At 64.5% G+C, this 15310-nt stretch carries 13 protein-coding genes; 8 read left to right on the forward strand and 5 right to left on the reverse strand.

What is annotated here, in order from left to right:
• The first annotated feature begins 57 nt into the window (after positions 1-57).
• The 6 genes from AAHE99_RS14355 to AAHE99_RS14380 all read left to right on the forward strand — a co-directional run bounded on the left by AAHE99_RS14355 (position 58) and on the right by AAHE99_RS14380 (position 9778).
• Positions 58-3744 (forward strand): ATP-binding protein, encoded by a 3687-nt coding sequence (locus AAHE99_RS14355; protein WP_342118033.1) that lies wholly within the window; start codon positions 58-60, stop codon positions 3742-3744.
• A gap of 9 nt (positions 3745-3753) precedes the next feature.
• A complete protein-coding gene (locus AAHE99_RS14360) occupies positions 3754-4959 on the forward strand; it encodes an efflux RND transporter periplasmic adaptor subunit (RefSeq protein WP_342118034.1) in 1206 nt (401 codons plus the stop codon).
• Positions 4956-5639 (forward strand): ABC transporter ATP-binding protein, encoded by a 684-nt coding sequence (locus tag AAHE99_RS14365; RefSeq protein ID WP_342118035.1) that lies wholly within the window; start codon positions 4956-4958, stop codon positions 5637-5639. Before AAHE99_RS14360 ends, AAHE99_RS14365 begins: the two co-directional genes overlap by 4 nt.
• A gap of 14 nt (positions 5640-5653) precedes the next feature.
• The gene (locus tag AAHE99_RS14370) at positions 5654-6811 is read left to right on the forward strand and encodes an ABC transporter permease (RefSeq protein ID WP_342118036.1); all 1158 of its coding nucleotides are present in this window, start codon (positions 5654-5656) and stop codon (positions 6809-6811) included.
• Between the two features lie 9 nt (positions 6812-6820).
• Entirely contained in the window at positions 6821-7987 is a 1167-nt protein-coding gene (locus AAHE99_RS14375; RefSeq protein WP_342118037.1) for an ABC transporter permease, read from the forward strand.
• A 117-nt stretch (positions 7988-8104) separates the two neighbouring features.
• The gene (locus AAHE99_RS14380; protein WP_342118038.1) at positions 8105-9778 is read left to right on the forward strand and encodes a GGDEF domain-containing protein; all 1674 of its coding nucleotides are present in this window, start codon (positions 8105-8107) and stop codon (positions 9776-9778) included.
• On the opposite strand, the gene maiA is transcribed toward AAHE99_RS14380, so the two are convergent.
• Genes maiA through AAHE99_RS14395 form a run of 3 tightly spaced genes read right to left on the reverse strand, consistent with a single transcriptional unit; the run spans position 9779 to position 11984 of the window.
• A complete protein-coding gene (gene maiA / locus AAHE99_RS14385) occupies positions 9779-10423 on the reverse strand; it encodes a maleylacetoacetate isomerase (protein WP_342118039.1) in 645 nt (214 codons plus the stop codon).
• Positions 10420-11442 (reverse strand): fumarylacetoacetate hydrolase family protein, encoded by a 1023-nt coding sequence (locus AAHE99_RS14390; protein WP_342118040.1) that lies wholly within the window; start codon positions 11440-11442, stop codon positions 10420-10422. Before AAHE99_RS14390 ends, maiA begins: the two co-directional genes overlap by 4 nt.
• Before the next feature lie 11 nt (positions 11443-11453).
• A complete protein-coding gene (locus AAHE99_RS14395; protein WP_342118041.1) occupies positions 11454-11984 on the reverse strand; it encodes a VOC family protein in 531 nt (176 codons plus the stop codon).
• Between the two features lie 88 nt (positions 11985-12072).
• On the opposite strand from AAHE99_RS14395, the gene AAHE99_RS14400 reads away from it, so the two are divergent.
• Together AAHE99_RS14400 and AAHE99_RS14405 are read left to right on the forward strand one after the other, a co-directional pair.
• Positions 12073-12942 (forward strand): LysR family transcriptional regulator, encoded by an 870-nt coding sequence (locus tag AAHE99_RS14400; protein WP_342118042.1) that lies wholly within the window; start codon positions 12073-12075, stop codon positions 12940-12942.
• Positions 12943-12950: 8 nt separating this feature from the next.
• Positions 12951-13520, forward strand: a complete 570-nt coding sequence (locus AAHE99_RS14405) for a gamma-glutamylcyclotransferase (protein ID WP_342118043.1) — start codon at positions 12951-12953, stop codon at positions 13518-13520.
• Between the two features lie 135 nt (positions 13521-13655).
• Here AAHE99_RS14405 and AAHE99_RS14410 read toward each other — a convergent pair whose 3' ends face one another.
• Positions 13656-14081 (reverse strand): hypothetical protein, encoded by a 426-nt coding sequence (locus tag AAHE99_RS14410; RefSeq protein ID WP_342118044.1) that lies wholly within the window; start codon positions 14079-14081, stop codon positions 13656-13658.
• 14 nt (positions 14082-14095) lie between these two features.
• Positions 14096-15262: a PA0069 family radical SAM protein gene (locus AAHE99_RS14415; RefSeq protein ID WP_446728928.1), complete on the reverse strand. Its 1167-nt coding sequence runs from the start codon at positions 15260-15262 to the stop codon at positions 14096-14098.
• Positions 15263-15310 lie beyond the last annotated feature (48 nt).

The following is a 15310-nucleotide window of genomic DNA, read 5'->3' on the forward strand; positions in this document are numbered from 1 at the left end:
GCGCCCCACAAGTTTCGTACAGTGCAGAATTGATAAAAATTGCCTATTGAGAAACTCGTGACTAACGCACCGGAAGGCCTGCAATTTCTCGCATCCCCAGGCGACCTGGGCCAGCAAATCGCAGGATTTGACTGGTCTTCCACCCCGCTCGGGCCGCTCGACGCGTGGCCGCAAAGCTTGCGCACCACCGTCAACCTGATGCTCAACTCCAGTCATCCGATCTGGATTGGCTGGGGGCCCGATGCGACCTTCCTTTATAACGACGCCTATATCGACGTATTGGGCGCCGCCAAGCATCCCAGCGCCCTGGGCCGGCCAGCGCGCGATGTATGGGCTGAGATCTGGCATTTCTGCGGCCCGCTGGCGGACAAAGTGTTTGAACGCGCGCAGCCAAGCTATGTGGAGGCGGTCCAGCTCTTCATGAGCCGGGGCGACTGGCTGGAGGAAGTCTGGTACTCCTTCTCCTACAGCCCGATCTTCAACGAGGCCGGTGCAGTGGGCGGCCTGTTCTGCCCTTCCACCGACACGACCGCTTCGCGGCTGAATGCGCGCCGCCTGGCGTCGCTCTCGGCGCTGTCGGCGTCGGCCCTGCGCGAGCAGGACGTGGCCAGCGCCTGCGCCACGGCCATGCACACCATTGCCGAGAACCCGGCCGATATCCCCTTCGCCCTGCTGTTCAAGCGCGTGGGCGACAAGGTTCGCCTGCAGCAGACTGCCCACGTGGCGGAAGCGGCCTGCGATCTGGCGCTGTGGCCGGTGCAGCAAGTCCTGGCCAGCGGCCAGCCGGTGGTGGTGCCGACCGGCGGCCTGCCCGGCCTGCCGCGCAGCCTGGCCGACCAGGCAGTGCGCGAAGCGATGGCGCTGCCCCTCATGGACGGTGTGCTGGTGCTGGGCCTCAGCCCGGCGCGCTTGCTCGATGCGGAGTACCGCACATTCTGCGAGCTGGTGGCCGGCCAGGTGACGGCAGCCATACAGAACGCCAGCGCGGCCGCCGAGCAGCGCCAGCGTGCGGAGGCGCTGGCGGAACTGGACCGCGCCAAGACCGCCTTCTTCAGCAACGTAAGCCACGAATTCCGCACGCCGCTGACGCTGTTGCTGGGCCCTATCGAAGAGGCCCTGGCCGACAGCGCGCAACGCCTGCCCATCGTCCACCATGAGCGGCTGCTGCTGGCGCAGCGCAACGCCTTGCGCCTGCAAAAACTGGTCAATACCCTGCTCGATTTTTCGCGCGTGCAGGCGGGCCGCATGGAAGCCAGCTTCGCCAAAGTCGACCTGGCGGCGCTCACGCGCGACCTGGCCAGCGGCTTCCGGTCGGTCATCGAGAGCGCCGGCCTGCGACTGACCGTGGCCTGCACCGACCTTGGCGACAGCGCGTGGGTGGATGTCGCGATGTTCGAGAAGATCGTCCTGAACCTGCTGTCCAACGCTTTCAAATTCACTTTCGAGGGCGGCATTACCGTGACCTTGCGCCAGGATGGCCAGAACGCCGTGCTGGCGGTGTCCGATAGCGGCGTCGGTATCGCGCTCGAGCACCAGCGGCACATCTTCGAGCGCTTCCACCGTATCGAAGGCGCGCGTTCGCGCACCCACGAGGGCTCTGGCATCGGACTGGCCCTGGTGCACGACCTGGTCGAACTATTGCACGGCAAAATCGTGCTGCGCAGCGTGCCGGACGTCGGCAGCACCTTCACCATTACGCTGCCCCTGGGGCGCGCGCACTTGCGCGACGAGCAGCTGACCCACACGCCGGGCGGCGGCATCGGCCATGCTCGCGACGCCTTCCTGATGGAGGCACAGCGCTGGCTACCCGAGGCCGAGGCGGGCGAACCGTTCCTGGACCTGGCCGATGACGAAGGTGTGCTGACTGTGGGCGCGCATGTGCTGGTGGTGGATGACAATGCCGACATGCGCGACTACCTGGCGCGCCTCTTGCGCCTGCGCTGGCACGTCAGCACAGCAGCCAATGGGCGCGAAGCCCTGCGCCTGATGGAACACAAGACGCCTGATCTGGTGGTATCCGACGTGATGATGCCGGAGCTGGACGGCTTCGGCCTGATTGCCGCCATGCGCGGCGACGATCACCTGCACGATGTGCCGGTGCTGCTGTTGTCGGCCCGTGCCGGCGAAGAAGCACGCATCGAAGGCGTGAACGCCGGCGCCGACGACTATTTGGTCAAGCCCTTCTCCGCCCGCGAACTGGTGACGCGCGTCGATTCGCAGCTGATGCGGGCGCGCATCCGCCAGGCCGAACGCGCCCATATGGCGCGCATGGCCAACACCTTCCAGCAGGCGCCGGCCGCCATCGCCATCGTGCGCGGCCGCCAGCTGCAGTTCGAGCTGGCCAATGAGCGCTTTGTAGAACTAAGCTGGCACCGCGAACTGGTCGGGCGCACGCTGCGCCAGGCCTTCCCGGAGCTGGAGGGCCAGGGCCTGGTGGAGGAACTGGAGCAGGCGCTGACCGGCGGCCAGCCGGTGATCGGCAAGGCGCGGCGTGTCATGCTGAAGCGCGACGGCGCGCTGCAGGAGTGCTATTTCGATTACGTGCACCAGCCGGTACGCAACGCACGCGGCGAGGTGGACCGCATTGCCATCGTCGCGTTTGAAGTGACGGAGCTGGTACGCGCGCGCCGCGATGCGGAACTTGCCAACCGCACCAAGGACGATTTCCTGGCCATGGTGGGGCATGAGCTGCGCAACCCGCTGTCGCCGATCCTGATCGCACTGGAGCTGATGCGCCTGAAAGGCCTGGGCGGCGTGGCGCGCGAGCATGCTGCGATCGAACGCCAGGCCCACCACCTGGTGCGGCTGGTGGACGATCTGCTCGATGTGGCGCGCATTGCGCAGGGCAAGATCACGCTGCGCCTGGAGCGTACCGAATTTTCCCGTCTGCTGGGACAGGCGCTGGAAACGGTCAGCGGCCTGCTGGAGGAACGGCAGCAGACCCTGGAACTGGATGTGCCGGCCGACGGCCTGGCGCTGGATGCGGACCCCATGCGCTTTGTGCAGGTGCTGGTCAACCTGCTGACCAATGCTGCCAAATATTCCAATCCCGGCGGCCGCATTACAGTCAGCGCGCGCGCCGAGCATGGACGCGTGTTGATTACGGTGCGCGACACCGGCATCGGCATCGGCGCCGACATGCTGCCGCATTTGTTCGATAAATTTGTGCAGGCGCCGCAATCGCTGGACCGCTCGCGCGGCGGCCTTGGCCTGGGCCTGTCAATTGCGCGCAGCCTTGTGGAGCTGCATGGCGGCCAGATCGCGGTGTCCAGCTCAGGCACTGGTACCGGCAGCGTGTTCACTGTTCGGGTGCCCCTGGCGGAGGCACACGCTGAACCGGCTGCTGCTGCGCCCGCGCCCGAGGAGTCGGCGGCTGTTGCGCCGAGGCGTGTGCTGCTGGTGGATGACAACCAGGACGTGCTGCAAGGCCTGCGCGCACTGCTCGAGGTGCGCGGCCACGAAGTACAAGCGGTGGGCGATCCGGCCAGCGCACTGCGCGCCAGCGCCAGCTTCGTGCCCGACCTGGCCATCCTCGATATCGGCCTGCCCGGCATGGACGGCTACGAACTGGCCAGCGAATTGCGGCGCCAGCCCGGCTACGGCAACACGCGGCTGGTGGCCTTGTCCGGCTACGGCCAGCAGGCCGACCGGGCGCGTTCGCGCGCGGCAGGCTTTGCGGCGCACCTGGTCAAGCCGATTACACCGGCCCAGCTCTATTCTCTGCTGGCGGATCACCTGGTGTAGTATGGGTGCATGACTGCTCCCGACATCTCCAAACTGAAGATCGAACGCGGCGCAACGGCGCCGCTCCGCCGTCCCAAACCATGGAAGTGGCTGGCCCTTGGGGCGGTCGCTGTAGGCATCATCGCCGTATTTGCCGGCCGCGGCGCCGGCAAGGTGGATGTGGAGACGGTCACCGTGGCGCATGCCTGGCCCTCGCAGGAATACACCCTCTTGAACGCAACCGGCTACGTGGTGGCGCAGCGCAAGGCTGCGCTGTCGTCCAAGGCGACCGGCCGCCTGGAGTGGCTGGGCGTGCTGGAAGGTTCGCGCGTCAAGGCTGGCGAAGTGGTGGCCCGGCTTGAAAACCGCGATGTCTCGGCCAACCTCGGCCAGGTGGAAGCCAATGTGAAGGTGGCGCGCGCCAATCTGGAGCAGGGTTTGGCGGAACAGGCCGACGCGCAGCAGGCCTTCAACCGTGCGCAGGAGCTGCTGGCGCAGAAATTCATCGCGGCCTCCAGCTTCGATGCGGCACAGGCCCGGCTGAATAAGGCCAAGGCTGCCGTGGCCGCGCAACGCGCCGCCATCGCCGCCGCCGAAGCCAGCGCCCGCGCCGCGCGCGTGGCGGTGGACCAGACCGAGATCCGCGCGCCATTCGACGGCGTGATCCTGACCAAGAATGCCAACGTGGGCGACAACATCACGCCCTTCTCTTCCGCCGCGGACAGCAAGGGCGCGGTGGTGACCATCGCCGACATGGACACGCTGGAAGTGGAGGCCGATGTCTCCGAATCCTCGCTGGCCAAGATCACGGCCGAGCAGCCGGTCGAGATCCAGTTGGACGCCTTCCCCGAACTGCGGCTGGCGGGCGTGGTGTCGCGCATGGTGCCGACGCTGGACCGCAGCAAGGCCACGCTGCTGGTCAAGGTGCGCTTCAACGACAGGGACCCGCGGGTGCTGCCGGATATGAGCGCCAAGGTGGCGTTCCTGTCCAAGCCGGTGCCGGAGCCTGACCGCAAGCCGGTAACGGCCGTGCAGCCGGCCGCGATCGTGCAGCGCGACGGCAAGCCGGCGCTATTCGTGGTGGCGGGCGAGCAGGCCAGGTTGCGGCCGGTGCGCACCGGCCGCAAGGTGGGCGAACTGGTGGAAGTCAGCGGCGTCAAGCCGGGCGACAAGGTCGTGCTGGCGCCGAGCGAAAAGTTGAAGGACGGCGCTGCCGTCGCGGCGGCGAAGAAATGACGCCGCTGGTCCAGATTGAGCACCTGAGCAAATCCTATCGGCGCGGCGGCCAGCAAGTGCCGGTGCTGACCGATATCACGCTCGACATCCAGGCGGGCGACTTCACGGCGCTGATGGGGCCATCCGGCTCCGGCAAAAGCACCCTGCTCAACCTGATCGCCGGCATCGACAAGCCGGATAGCGGCGTGCTGCGCGTCGACGGGCTCGATATCGCCGGCATGTCGGAGGCGTCGCTGGCGCACTGGCGCGCCAGCAACGTCGGCTTCATCTTCCAGTTCTACAACCTGATGCCGGTGCTGACCGCTTTCGAAAACGTGGAGCTGCCGCTGATGCTCACCTCCCTCAGCCGCCGCGAGCGGCGCGAGCGCGTTGAACTGACCTTGTCCATGGTTGGCCTGGCGGACCGCATGGACCACCTGCCCAGCGAGCTGTCGGGCGGCCAGCAGCAGCGTGTGGCGATCGCCCGCGCCATCGTCACCGACCCGCGCCTGATCGTGGCCGACGAACCGACCGGGGACCTGGACAAGCAGTCCGCCGCCGACGTGCTGGCCCTGCTGAACCAGTTGAACCTGGAACTGGGCAAGACCATCATCATGGTCACCCACGACTCCCACGCCGCACGACAGGCGCGCAAGCTGGTGCACCTGGAAAAAGGCGAGCTTCTCAGCGAGACGGCCTGACACGAGGCGCGCCCATGTACTTGCTCCGCCTGATCAGCCGCAACGCCTGGCGCCACAAGCTGCGCTCCATCCTGACGGTGCTGGGGCTGATGGTGGCCACCATTTCCTTCGGCTTCCTGCAAACGGTGGTGGACGCCTGGTATGCCGGCGCGGAAGGCGCCGCCAGCACCACCCTGGTGACGCGCAACGCCACCTCGCTGGTGTTTCCCCTGCCCTTGTCCTACCAGGCCCGCATCCGCGCGGTGGAAGGCGTGAACAGGGTCGGCTATGCCAACTGGTTTGGCGGCATCTACCAGGACCCGAAGAATTTCTTCGCGCAGTTCGCCGTCTCCGGCGCCAGCTACCTGGACATCTACCCCGACTACATCATGCCGGAAGCCGACCGCGCCGCCTTCCTGCGCGACCGCAAAGGCGCCATCGTCGGCCGCAAGCTGGCCAACCAGTACGGCTTCAAGGTCGGCGATACGATCCCGATCAAAGGCACCATCTATCCCGGCCAATGGGAGTTCGTGGTGCGCGCCATCTACGACGGGCGCAAGGAGACCACTAATACCGCCACCATGTTCTTCCATTGGGACTACGTGAACGAGGGCCTGAAGAAGATCTATCCGCGCCGCGCCAACCAGGTGGGCGTCTACGTGGTGCAGATCGGCCAGCCGGAGAATGCGGCCGCGATTTCGGGCGCGATCGACGCCCAGTTCCGCAACTCGCTGGCGGAAACGCTGACGGAGACCGAGAAAGCGTTCCAGCTAGGCTTCGTATCGATGTCGGAGGCGATTGTGGTGGCGGTACGCATAGTGTCCTTCGTGGTCATCCTCATCATCATGGCGGTGATGGCCAACACCATGGCCATGAGCGCGCGCGAGCGGCTGGCGGAATATGCCACGCTGAAGGTGCTGGGCTTCGGCCCCGGTTTCCTGGCGGCGCTGATCTTTGGCGAATCGCTGCTGCTGGCGGGCGTCGGCTGCCTGCTCGGCGTATTGCTGCTGTTCCCGCTGGCGAGCGGCTTCGCGCAAGCCATGGGCACCATGTTCCCGGTGTTCCAGGTGGCGCCGCTGACGGTTCTGCAGCAGGTGCTGGCCGCACTGGCGGTAGGCGTGGTGGCAGCTATTGCGCCGACCCTGCGCGCAGCGCGCGTCAATATCGTGGAGGGGCTGCGCAGCATCGGCTAACGGCATGGCATGAAGATCCCCTTCTCCTACATCTTCCGCAACCTGTGGACGCGCCGGCTGACCACCGCGCTGACGGCCGCCGGCCTGGCCCTGGTGGTGTTCGTGTTCGCCACCGTGCTGATGCTGGACGAGGGCTTGCGCACCACGCTGGTGGCGACCGGGGAGCAGGATAATGTGGTGGTGATCCGCCGCTCGGCCGAAACCGAAGTGCAGAGCGGCGTCGACCGGCGCCAGGCCGCCATCATTGCCAGCCATCCTGCGATTGCCATGGGCAGCGATGGCCAACCGCTGGTGTCGAAAGAAACCGTGGTGCTGATATCCCTGCACAAGCGCGGTTCGGCCAAGCCATCCAACGTTGTCATCCGCGGCATCACGCCGACCGGCCTGGCCATGCGCCAGCAGGTCAAACTCACCGCCGGCCGCATGTTCCGTCCCGGCGCCTCGGAAGTGATTGCCGGCGCCAGCATCGCGCGCCGCTTTGAAGGCGCGGGCATCGGCGAAACCCTGCGCTTCGGCCAGCGCGAATGGACCGTGGTCGGCCTGTACGACGCCGACAACAGCGGCTTCGATTCGGAAATCTGGGGCGACTCCGAACAGCTGCTGCAAGCCTTCCGCCGCCTGGCCTACTCCTCCGTGATCGTGCGCCTGGCCGACGGCAAGCAGTTCGACACCCTGCGCCGCGACCTGGAATCCGACCAGCGCCTGACCGTGCAGGCCAAGCGCGAACGGGTGTTCTACGCCGACCAGTCGAAGGCGCTGTCCAACTTCATCAGCTACCTGGGGCTGGTGCTATCGATCGTGTTCTCGCTCGGCGCCACCATTGGCGCCACCATCACCATGTACGCCTCGGTCGCCAACCGGGTGGGCGAGATCGGCACCCTGCGCGCGCTGGGCTTCCAGCGCCGCTCCATCCTGGCCGCCTTCCTGGCCGAAGCCATGCTGCTGGCCCTGGTCGGCGGCGCGGTGGGCTTGGGCTGCGCCTCCTTCATGCAGTTCCTGTCCTTCTCGACTACCAACTTCCAGTCCTTCTCGGAGCTGGCGTTCGGTTTCAAGCTCAGTCCCGCCATCGCCGTCAAAACTATGCTGTTTGCGCTGGCGATGGGCTTCGTGGGCGGCTTCCTGCCAGCCTTCCGCGCCGCCCGGCTGCAGATCGTCGACGCCCTGCGCGCTGCGTAAAAACCTGCCAGTTTCGTTGCGAAAATGCCACTAAGATTGCTTTTATGAAAATACATCAATGAACGAACGTGCTAAACTTTCCGGGCGGAAAATTCGCACCTCTTTTTTTGGAATCTGATGGCTTCCCACTTCCCCCGCCTTACCCTGATGCGCCTGGCTGCCGCCTTTTGGCTGGCCTGCGCTTGCGGCCATGCGGCAGCGGAAGAGCGGCGCGTACTGGTGCTGTACTCGCTCGGTGCGGATTCGTCCTCGGCCTGGCAGCGCTTGGTGCACAAGGGCCTGTACGATGAACTGGGACGCAGCAGCCAGGGCGCCACGCCGGCCATTTTCGAAGAGCGCTTCGACGCCAACCGCGTGGGCGAGGAAAAATCCGTGGAAGGCATGGCGCCCTATCTGGAAACCAAATACGCCGATGTGAAGTTCGACGCCATCGTCACCGAAAACTTCGTCGCTTCGCGCTTCCTGGCCAGCCATCCCGAACTGTTTCCTGGTGTGCCGCGCCACTACGTCAACCATGGCCGCGACCAATGGATGCCGCGCGACGGCATCGGCTACGAGGTCACTTCGGATTTCGTGCGCGCTCTGGGCGTGATCCCGATGGTGGCGGCAAACGTACGCCACATCGCCGTGGTTGGCGACACCACCTCTCGCGGCAAGCTGTGGCTCGATCGCGTGCGCAGCGCCACGGCGCACTTCCCAAAAATCCGCTTTGAGATCTGGGATGACGGCAGCGTGGAGGAACTGCGCGAGCGCGCCTCAAAGCTGGACCGCAACAGCGCCATTTTCATGCTGGCATCGCTGCGCGGTGAAGGCCCCACGCGCGTGCAGCCTCGCGAACTGGCGTTGCAGATCGCCAGCGCAACCAGGGCGCCCATCTTCACCCATTCCGAATCGCTGGTGATGCCCGGCGTGGTGGGCGGCTATGTGGTGAGCGGCGAGGCCGTGGGCCGCATGATGGCGCGCCTGCTGCTTGGCCAGCCGGCCATGACTCCGCAGGTGCAGGGCTACTATTTCGACTTCCCCACCGCGCACCGCGCCGGCCTGCGCAATATCCCGCAGGATGCGGTGATGCTGAACCGGCCGCACAATGTGTGGGAGCTGTATCGCTGGCAGATCGTATCTGCCGGCGCCATGATCGTGATCGAGGGCTTGCTGATTACCGCGCTGGTGCTGTCGCTGCGCTCGCGCCGCCGCACCATGAATGAGCTGGCGCTTGAACGCAGCAGCCTGGAAGACCGCATCCTGCAGCGCACGCTGGAACTGCTGCAGGCCAACCGCAAGCTGGAAGAGCTGGCGACCACCGACCCGCTGACCGGCATCGCCAACCGGCGCAAGATGACGGAGCAGATCGCGCAGGAGCTGGAACGCGCGCGGCGCTTCCACCATCCGCTGTCGCTGCTCATGGTCGACATCGACCATTTCAAGCGCATCAACGACACCTATGGCCACGAAGTGGGCGACCAGGCCATCATCCAGACGGCGACGCTGCTGACAGCCCATATGCGGGCGGTCGACGCGGTGTCGCGCTTCGGCGGCGAAGAGTTCGTGCTGCTGATGCCCGAGACCCACATCGCCGTGGCCATGCACGCGGCCGAGCGGCTGCGTGCGCAAGCGGCCCAGCTGCGCATTCCCGCAGAGGGCGGCATGGAGGTTGAACTGACCATCAGCATCGGCGTGGCGGCGGCCGATCCGCATGGCACGCCGGATACGCCCTCCTCCCTGCTGGTACGGGCCGATAAAGCCCTGTACCGCGCCAAGAAGGAAGGACGCAACCGCGTCGTCCAGTTCTGATTACTCGGTGTCGGGCTGGACGGAAGGATGCGCGGCCTTGAAAGCCGGCAGGTCGGTGCAATTGGCCGCAATGCGCGCCACGTTCGGGTACGGCGCCAGGTCGATCTCGAACCGCTGGGCATTGAATACCTGCGGCACCAGGCAGCAATCGGCGATGGTTGGAGTATCGCCGTAGCTAAAGCGGCCCATGTCGCCGTCGCGCTCCAGATGCGCTTCCAGCGCCGTCATGCCTTCCGCCATCCAGTGGCGGTACCACTCGGATTTCTGCTCTTCGCTCAGGCCCATCGGGCCTTTGAGGTACTTCAGCACGCGCAGGTTCATGATCGGATGGGTGTCGCAGGCGATGGTTTGCGCCAGCGCGCGCACGCGGGCGCGGCCCACCGCGTCCTGCGGCAGCAGCGGCACCAGCGGGTGCACCTCTTCCAGGTACTCGATAATCGCCAGCGACTGCGTCAGCACGATACCGTTGTCCTCCAGCGCCGGCACCAGGCCGGCCGGATTCACGTCGCGGTACTTGGGCGCCAGCTGCTCGCCGCCGTCGCGCAGCAGGTGCACCGGCACCGAGTCGTACGCCAGGCCTTTCAGGTTCAGCGCAATGCGGACGCGGTAGGCGGCCGAACTGCGGAAGTAGGTAAACAGCTTCATGCCCGTTCCTCGTAGTTGCGCACCGTCTGGTCGATGGCGCCGAAGATGGTCCTGCCTTGCGCATCATGCATCTCGATGCGCACGGTGTCGCCGAACTGCAGGAAGCCGGTCTGCGGCTTGCCGCTTTCGATGGTTTCGTACATGCGTACTTCCGCCAGGCAGCAGTAGCCTACGCCGCCGTTGGCGATGCTGGAGCCATGCAGGCTGCCCTGCTTGTTCGACACAGTGCCGGAACCGATGATGGTGCCGGCGCACAGCTCGCGCGTCTTGGCGGCGTGCGCCACTAGCTGGGCGAAACTGAAGGTCATGTCTTCGCCGGCATTGGGCTTGCCGAAAGGCTGGCGGTTGATCTGCACCAGCAGCGGCAGGCGCAGCTTGTTGTCCTGCCAGTCCTTGCCCAGTTCATCCGGCGTGACGGCGACCGGCGAGAAGGCGCTGGCCGGCTTGGAGTTGAAGAAGCCGAAGCCCTTTGCCAGTTCATTCGGGATCAGGTTGCGCAGCGAAACGTCGTTGACCAGCATGACCAGGCGGATCGCCTTGCCGGCTTCCTCGTCGCTGGCGCCCATCTTCACGTCGCCGGTGATGACGGCGACCTCCGCTTCCAGGTCGATGCCCCAGGCTTCGTCCAGCGCGAAAATGGCGTCGCGCGGGCCGACGAAGCTGTCCGAACCGCCCTGGTACATCAACGGGTCGGTATAGAAGGACTCTGGCACTTCGGCATTGCGCGCCTTGCGCACCAGCTCAACGTGGTTGATGTAGGCGGAACCGTCGGCCCATTGGTAGGCGCGCGGCAGCGGCGAGTGGCACATGCTTTCGTCGAAAGGCTTGGCGCCGGATGCGCTACCCTGGTTCAGCAGGGCGTAGATCTGTTTCAGTTGCGGCGCAGCGGTATCCCAGTTGTCCAGCGCATCCTGCATGGTGGCGGCGATGTTCGGGACCGGCTGGCAGGATTTCAGGTCGCGGCTGACGACGACCAGGCGGCCGTCACGGCTGCCGTCTTTCAGGGAGGCGAGTTTCATTCTGTTCTTTCTTAATTCTGTGGCGCGTGCATCCAGGCGGCGTGCTTGGGCGCTTTTTTCGTTTTAGACCATTCTTCCAGCATTTCCCACTTCACTTCGTCCAGCTTTTGCATCATTTCCGGCGTGCCGGTGTTGGCCGCCAGTTCCAGGCGGTGGCCGTTCGGATCGAAGAAGTAGATCGACTTGAAGATGGTGTGGTTGACCGGGCCCAGCACTTCGATGCCGGCGGCGACCAGGCGCTCCTTGGCGGCCAGCAGCTCATCCATCGATGCCACTTCCAGCGCCAGGTGCTGTACCCAGGCCGGGGTGTTTTCGTCGCGGCCCATTTCCTTCTGGGTTGGCAGCTCGAAGAAGGCCAGGATGTTGCCCTGCCCGGCGTCCAGGAACACGTGCATATACGGGTCCGGCGCCTTGGTCGATGGCACTTCGTCTTCGGCGATGGCCAGCACGAAGTTCATGTTCAGGTGCTTGACGTACCACTCGACGGTTTCCTTGGCATCCTTGCAGCGGTAGGCAACGTGGTGGATTTGCTTGATTTTCATGGCGGGGCTCCTTTGCTATTCCGCCATTAAACCCCTGTTTCAGCTATCATACAAACGATATTTTCACGTTGATTTATTAATTTTTCTGATGAATCCAACCATACGCCAAATGCGCGCCCTGGTGGCCGTGGCGCGCACCGGCAGCTTTACCTCCGCCGCCGACCTGCTGCATGTGACCCAGTCCGCCCTCTCCGGCCAGATCAAGGAACTGGAACAACTGCTGGGCGTGAAAGTTGTGGAGCGCAATACGCGGCGCGTGCAGCTGTCCGAAGTGGGACGCGAGCTGTATCCGCTGTTCGACAAAATGCTGCAGGACCTGGACGGGGCGATGGCGGATATCGCCAGCCGCAAGGCGCTGAAGAAAGGCATCGTGCGGGTGGCGGCGCCACAGATGATGGCGTGCACCCTGCTGCCGCAGGTGATCGGCAGCTTCCGCGCTTCGTATCCTGACGTGCAGGTGCAGCTGGTTGACTGCCCGGTCGACAACGTGGCAGCGCGCGTGGTGAGTGGCGAGGTCGATGTCGGCATTGGGCCCGAGCGCGACGTGACTGCCGAGGTGGATGCGCAGTTGCTGTTCGAAATGCCGTTCGTGGTGGTGTTCCCGCCCGGCCACGCGCTGTCTGCGCGGCGCCGTGTCGCCTGGTCGGAAGTCAACCAGCACTCCTTCATCGCCCTGCAAGGCCAGTTCACCGAGCGCCTGCTGCGCGACATGACCACGCTGGCGCCGTATAACGAGGTGACTTTCATGACCACTGCGCTGGCCATGGTGGCGGCGGGGCTGGGCATCACCGCCTGCCTGCCCTACGCCGAGCCGATGGTGCGCTTGTACGGGCTGGAAATGCGGCCGCTGGTCGAGCCTGAACTCAAGCGCAAATTCTTCATCTACACCAAGACTTCCCGTACGCCCTCGCCGGCGGCGGAACGCTTCATCAGCGTGCTCGCCGAGTATTCCCTATAATTTGCGGCATGTCGCACAATACGATTGAAGCCAACCAGGCTATGGACAAGTTCGACGGCCACCACCAGGTGTGGCTGTTCGGTTACGGCTCGCTAATTTACAAGGCGGACTTCCCCTTCGTCGAGCGCCGTCCCGCGCATATTTTCGGCTGGTCGCGCCGCTTCTGGCAGGGATCGCACGACCATCGCGGCACGCCCGAGGCGCCGGGCCGTGTGGCCACGCTGGTGCCGGCGGAAGGCGCCGTCTGCCACGGCATGGCCTACCTCGTCACGCCGGAAGAATTCGCCCACCTCGACCACCGCGAAAAGAACGGCTACCTGCGCGTGGCGATCGACATCCACTTCGAATCCGGCGGCGTCGAGGAAGGCCTGATCTACATCGCAGCGGCCGGCAACGCCGCCTGGCTCGGCGAAGCGTCCGTCGAAGAAATCGCGCGCCACATCGCCTCCGCCGCCGGGCCTAGCGGCCCCAACGCCGAATACCTGCTCAGCCTCGCCGCCGCGCTGCGCGAGATGGGCCACCATGACGAACACGTCCACGCGATCGAGGCATACATTTCTACACACTTCAATGCATAAAAAGCGTCCGAATCAGCACTAGCGCTGAACCTAACGCACCTACTGCACATGCCAAAACCAACATTGAATTCCTTGCCGCATCATTGTCTCGAAAGTGGTAATGGATAAACCTTGTAAACATAAAACCTCCATGTTTTACGACATTCCGAAGTGAATAATCGCATATAAAAATGCCGATGCAAGCGCAAAGAATAGCGACACACAAAAGCAAGAGAAATGACGCACCCAACTGACACCCATTTGCTTCTCGGCCGAAGTTGGATAGAGTGCGCCACCGGCTGCGACGATACTGCTCATCACCAAGCAAACATTCGCAAGACCGTTTGAAACTTGCAAGAGCGCTGCGGGAGGCGCGACAAACTGGCTAGCTGCGGTACCGTATTCATGCAGCGCAGAAGCACAAAATGTAATCGCAACCCAACATAACTGGCCATCCTTTACCGGAGTAATCCATTTCAACGACGTTCGCGCCGGCGCTGGCAACGGTAACGGTCTAAGCAGACAAAGAATAAAAACCGGCGCCAGCAGAGGGACGACAATGTTTACGAGAAACCAGCCCATGATGGCCTCCTGGGTCAGAACAGATCCATTTGCCCCGCTGTGGCGGCGGCGCGGGCGCGGGCGCCGGAGGGTGGGATGTGTTCGGGGCGCTTGAACTGGGTACAGTCGAGGGAGCGGAACTTGCTGTGGCGGCCGAGGAAGCCGTAGCGGGTGATGCCTTTGTCGATGCGCTGCTGGATCAGGTCGGCCCACACGCCTTCGCCGCGCATGCGCGAACCGAACTCGGCTTCGTATTCCTTGCCGCCGCGCATATCGCGTACGCGGTTCATCACGCGCGCGGCGCGGTCGGGGAAGTGCGCTTCGAGCCATTCCTTGAATAGCGGGCTGACTTCCCATGGCAGGCGCAGCACCACAAAAGTCGCCATGATGGCGCCGGCGTCGCGCGCGGCGGCCATGACCTTTTCGATATCGGGTTCGGTGACGAAGGGGATGATGGGGGCGATGCTGACGCCGACCGGTATGCCGGCCTTGGCCAGCGTTTCAATCGTGCGCAGGCGGCGTGCCGGTGCGGCAGCACGCGGCTCGAGCGTGCGCGAGATCTTGCTGTCCAGTGTGGTGATGGTGATCGAAGCGGCGGCCAGGTTGCGTTCGGCCATCGGCGCGAGAATGTCGATGTCGCGCTCGATCAGGGACGATTTGGTGATCAGCCCGACCGGGTGATTGCACTCGGACAGCACCTGCAGCACGCGGCGCGTCAGCTGGTAGTCGCGTTCGCAGGGCTGGTAGGCGTCTGTATTCACGCCCAGGGCCAGCGACTCGGGCACGTAGCCGGATTTGGACAGCTCGGCGCGCAGCAACTCAGGTGCATTGACCTTGGCAAACAGCTTGGTCTCGAAATCCAGCCCCGGCGACAGGCCGAGGTAGCTGTGCGATGGCCGGGCAAAGCAGTAGATGCAGCCATGCTCGCAGCCGCGATAGGGATTCAGCGAGACGTTAAACGGAATATCAGGCGACTTGTTGCGGGTGAGGATGGTCTTGGCGGTTTCCTCGGTGACGATAGTACGTGGTGGCAGCTTTTCGGCATCGGCATCGTCCGGATCGGGCGCCCAGCCGTCATCGAACGCTTCGCGCGCCTGTATCTCATACCTGCCTTGCATGTTTGATACCGCTCCGCGCCCTTTTTGAGCCTTGCGCGATTGCGGCGGCAGCATCACCTGCCCCTCTGAGTCATGGTCCTGCATGAGGCGCCCCAATACCATAATACTGTGTATTTATACAGTATTCTAAAC

The sequence above is a fragment of the Pseudoduganella sp. OTU4001 genome, from assembly GCF_038440195.1.
Classification (GTDB): Bacteria; Pseudomonadota; Gammaproteobacteria; order Burkholderiales; family Burkholderiaceae_D; genus Rugamonas.

Coding starts and splice junctions, on each gene's coding strand:
- AAHE99_RS14360 (WP_342118034.1), top strand. CDS start 3,754: ATGACTGCTCCCGACATCTCCAAACTGAAGATCGAACGCGGCGCAACG.
- AAHE99_RS14410 (WP_342118044.1), bottom strand. CDS start 14,081: ATGGGCTGGTTTCTCGTAAACATTGTCGTCCCTCTGCTGGCGCCGGTT.
- AAHE99_RS14390 (WP_342118040.1), bottom strand. CDS start 11,442: ATGAAACTCGCCTCCCTGAAAGACGGCAGCCGTGACGGCCGCCTGGTC.
- AAHE99_RS14365 (WP_342118035.1), top strand. CDS start 4,956: ATGACGCCGCTGGTCCAGATTGAGCACCTGAGCAAATCCTATCGGCGC.
- maiA (WP_342118039.1), bottom strand. CDS start 10,423: ATGAAGCTGTTTACCTACTTCCGCAGTTCGGCCGCCTACCGCGTCCGC.
- AAHE99_RS14375 (WP_342118037.1), top strand. CDS start 6,821: ATGAAGATCCCCTTCTCCTACATCTTCCGCAACCTGTGGACGCGCCGG.
- AAHE99_RS14395 (WP_342118041.1), bottom strand. CDS start 11,984: ATGAAAATCAAGCAAATCCACCACGTTGCCTACCGCTGCAAGGATGCC.
- AAHE99_RS14415 (WP_446728928.1), bottom strand. CDS start 15,262: ATGCAGGACCATGACTCAGAGGGGCAGGTGATGCTGCCGCCGCAATCG.
- AAHE99_RS14400 (WP_342118042.1), top strand. CDS start 12,073: ATGAATCCAACCATACGCCAAATGCGCGCCCTGGTGGCCGTGGCGCGC.
- AAHE99_RS14405 (WP_342118043.1), top strand. CDS start 12,951: ATGTCGCACAATACGATTGAAGCCAACCAGGCTATGGACAAGTTCGAC.
- AAHE99_RS14380 (WP_342118038.1), top strand. CDS start 8,105: ATGGCTTCCCACTTCCCCCGCCTTACCCTGATGCGCCTGGCTGCCGCC.
- AAHE99_RS14370 (WP_342118036.1), top strand. CDS start 5,654: ATGTACTTGCTCCGCCTGATCAGCCGCAACGCCTGGCGCCACAAGCTG.